6 protein-coding genes are annotated in these 3,059 nt (G+C 70.9%); all 6 read left to right on the top strand.

The features are described 5' to 3' along the window. Positions 1 to 385: ATPase, T2SS/T4P/T4SS family (locus WB508_RS12075; RefSeq protein ID WP_423845130.1), on the top strand; the 385-nt coding region annotated here is incomplete at its 5' end. After that, on the top strand, positions 382 to 1,170 hold the full coding sequence (locus tag WB508_RS12070) for a type II secretion system F family protein (protein WP_423845129.1): 789 nt from the start codon (positions 382 to 384) through the stop codon (positions 1,168 to 1,170). The genes WB508_RS12075 and WB508_RS12070, both read left to right, overlap by 4 nt. Before the next feature lie 140 nt (positions 1,171 to 1,310). Further along, on the top strand, positions 1,311 to 1,862 hold the full coding sequence (locus WB508_RS12065; protein WP_423845128.1) for a type II secretion system F family protein: 552 nt from the start codon (positions 1,311 to 1,313) through the stop codon (positions 1,860 to 1,862). A 138-nt stretch (positions 1,863 to 2,000) separates the two neighbouring features. Further along, positions 2,001 to 2,177 (top strand): DUF4244 domain-containing protein, encoded by a 177-nt coding sequence (locus WB508_RS12060; protein WP_423845127.1) that lies wholly within the window; start codon positions 2,001 to 2,003, stop codon positions 2,175 to 2,177. 65 nt (positions 2,178 to 2,242) lie between these two features. Continuing rightward, positions 2,243 to 2,605, top strand: a complete 363-nt coding sequence (locus tag WB508_RS12055) for a TadE family type IV pilus minor pilin (RefSeq protein ID WP_423845126.1) — start codon at positions 2,243 to 2,245, stop codon at positions 2,603 to 2,605. After that, positions 2,602 to 2,976 carry an Rv3654c family TadE-like protein gene (locus tag WB508_RS12050; protein WP_423845125.1) on the top strand — a complete coding sequence of 125 codons (375 nt, stop codon included), beginning with the start codon at positions 2,602 to 2,604 and terminating at the stop codon, positions 2,974 to 2,976. Before WB508_RS12055 ends, WB508_RS12050 begins: the two co-directional genes overlap by 4 nt. The last annotated feature ends 83 nt before the right edge of the window (positions 2,977 to 3,059 follow it).

Below are 3,059 nucleotides of genomic sequence, written 5' to 3'. Positions count from 1 at the left end.
CATGCGCCCCGACCGACTGGTGGTCGGCGAGGTCCGCGGGGCGGAGGTCGTCGACCTGCTCGCTGCGCTCAACACCGGGCACGAGGGCGGCTGCGGCACGTTGCATGCCAACTCAGCGGCCGACGTGCCGGCGCGCTTCGAGGCGCTCGGAGTCGCGGCCGGCTTGGTGCGCGATGCGGTGCACAGCCAGCTGGCTGCCGGCGTCGATCTCGTGGTTCATCTGGGCCGCGATGCCAGCGGCACGCGCCGCACGCGCGAGATCGCGTTGCTGGAGTCCGATCATGGCTCCTCCTCGTGGGTCCGAGCTGTACCCGCGGTCACGTTCGTCGATGGGGTCGCGCGCGATGGGCCGGCCGCCGAGCCATACCGGGCGCTGCTCGGGTGACGGCCCTCGCGGTGGTGGCCGTGGCGATCGCGACTGAGCTGGGCTGGCCTTCGGGAGCACGCCAGATGCGTCACCGGCTCGGCCTGTCGCGTCCTTGCCGACCCGTGTCGAAGCGGGCTCTGGTTTCCGTGGTCGCTGTCATCGGAGTCGCGATGCTGGTCGGGTTCGGTGGTTCCCACGTCTTGGTCGCCGTGGCAGCAGCGATCGGAGGGGTGACGGGCGTACGGGTCGTGGCCGGCACCCGGGCGCGCACCCGTGCGGGACTACGTCGTCGCGCGGCCGTCGAGGGCCTGTCGCTCGTGGCGGCTGAACTGCGCGCAGGGGCTCTGGCCGAGTCGGCCCTCCAGTCGGCCGCCGACGAGGTCGACCTCTTGGTGGGTGCGGCGCGCGCTGCCACGCACGGTGCTGACGTCGTCGCGGCGTTGCGACACGACAGTCGCCAGCCCGGCGCCGAGCTGCTGGGGGACTTCGCGTCGGCGTGGGCAGTGGCCGATCGCTCCGGGGCTCCCTTGGCAGGGGTTCTCACCCGACTCGCCGACCGCGCCCGGGACGACCTCGACCTGGCTGCCGAGGTCAGCGCCGAGCTGGCACCCGCGCGGGCGACGGCGCGACTCATGGCGATGCTGCCGACTTTCGGGCTGGCGCTGGGTGCCGGCATGGGAGGCGATCCTGTGCACGTGTTGTTGGCGACCACGATCGGCGGTGTCTGCCTGGTGCTGGGTGTCGGTTTCGCCAGCGTTGGGGTGCTGTGGGTCGAGAAGGTCGCTTCGGGGGCCGATCAGTGAGTGCCGCCGTGCTCGCCGCGTTGGCCGTCTGGTGTCTGCTTCCTTCCGGGGCGCACCGTCGCGCGCGGTTGCTGTGGGCTCCGCCGCGAACCTCGTCGAGCACACCAGACCAGAGACTGGTCGCCGCCGCCCTCACGCCGGTGGCTGCGGTGCTCCTGCTGGGATGGCCAGTCGGACTGGTCATCGGCGCCCTGGCCGCGCCTGCGGTCCACTCCGCCGCAGGTCGACTGGAGAGCGCCTCGACGAGGCGACGGGAGGCCATGGCTCGGCGTCAGCTGCCCGGAGCGCTGGACCTGGTGACCGCCGCGCTGGAGGCGGGACGACCACCGGGATCAGCGCTGGCGCTCGCTGCCGAGGTCACACCCGACCCGTTGGGACCCGACTTGTCGGCGGTGGCGCATCGGATGGTCGTGGCTGGCGACCTGGAGGCGGCAGTGTCGGACGTCAACGGTCCGCTGCTCCCGCTGGCCAGAGCCCTGCGCCGTGCTGATCAATCAGGCGTGCCCGTGGCCGACGTCATCGCGGCCGTGGCGCTGGACACTCGGCGTGAGCAACACGCCGCCCATCGGGAGCGAGCGCGCCGGGTGGGGGTGCGCACCGCCGCACCACTCGGCCTGTGCTTCATGCCGGCTTTCCTGCTGATCGGCATCGTCCCGACGATCATCGCGGTCGCGTCGAACATCCAGCTGTGACGCCCCATCCCGATCGGGCACTGTCCACATCGCGTGGCGACGACGGCCGGTCGTCCCCAGCCGGTCGATTCCTTCGCAGAAGTCGATCCCGCGAGCCCATCTTCTGGGTGTCAGTCCCCAACGAGAGGTTCACCCATCATGCGGAACATCATCGGTCGCGCCACGGAGCGCGGCATGTCCACGGTCGAGTACTCGGTCGGCACGCTCGGCGCCTGCACCGTCGGCGGTGTGCTGGTGAAGATCGGCCAGTCCAAGTGGTTCGGCGATCTGGTCAAGGAAGTGATCGAAAAGATCCCGGACCTGTTGCCGTTCTGACCCGACCGGGCCGGGGCGGCCCGTCAGCCGCTCCGGCCCTGTCAGAACACCGAAAGGAAATTCTCATGACCACCAGTCCTCGCACGGAGCGCGGCATGGTCACGGCTGAGCTCGCCACCGTTGCGCCGTTCGGCTTCGCCCTGACGTTGCTCTTGGTGTGGGTCGTCTCGCTCGGGCTCACCCAGGTCCGACTCACCGACGCCGCTCGAGAAGGCGCTCGGCTGGTCGCTCGGGGCGAATCCGTCGGCACGGCTCAGACGGCCGCCCGCCGGCACGCGCCGCATGGCGCACACGTCGAGGTCGACCTGTCCGAAGGGGTCGCCACGGTGTCGGTGCGCGCCACGTCTCGGATGCCACTGCCGTTCTTCTCCGGAATCGGCGCCCAGAAGGTCGAGGCTGAGGCGTCGGCCGCCGTGGAGTCGCCGTGACGTCCCGGCGTTCACACGACCGCGGCTCGGCCACGGTCCACGCGGTGATCGCGTCTTCTGTCGTCGTGCTGGTCACGCTGGTCGTCACCGAGATGGCGGGTCTGGTCGCGGTTCGACACCGGGCCACCGCCGCAGCTGACCTGTCCGCCCTCGCCGCCAGCCAGGCCAGCGTCGCAGGCCACGACGGCTGCGCCGCAGCGCGTCACCTCGCGCGGCGCAACGGTGCGGTGATCGTGTCGTGTCGCATGGACCACGACGTCGCCACCCTGGCAGCGCGGGCCACCAGCCGTCGCTGGTGGGGTCACCGGTGGGCGGCGGACGTCAGGGCCAGGGCAGCCCCCGAGTCCTACTTCACTGCTTCTCAGCCATGAATCGCTCGGGACCGAGATGACAGCACGATGTGAAGACCAACTGACGACGTCGAGCACGAGGACGCGATCTAGCGGGTTGGGGG

The organism is Aeromicrobium sp. (assembly GCF_049586495.1).
Lineage (GTDB): Bacteria > Actinomycetota > Actinomycetes > Propionibacteriales > Nocardioidaceae > Aeromicrobium.
The sequence above is the reverse complement of the archived record's forward strand: the minus strand, read 5'-3'. Positions and strand labels throughout refer to the sequence as shown.

What these genes read in the sequence shown, in the direction of transcription:
- WB508_RS12055 (WP_423845126.1), top strand. Translation starts at nt 2,243, where the DNA reads ATGACCACCAGTCCTCGCACGGAGCGCGGCATGGTCACGGCTGAGCTC.
- WB508_RS12060 (WP_423845127.1), top strand. Translation starts at nt 2,001, where the DNA reads ATGCGGAACATCATCGGTCGCGCCACGGAGCGCGGCATGTCCACGGTC.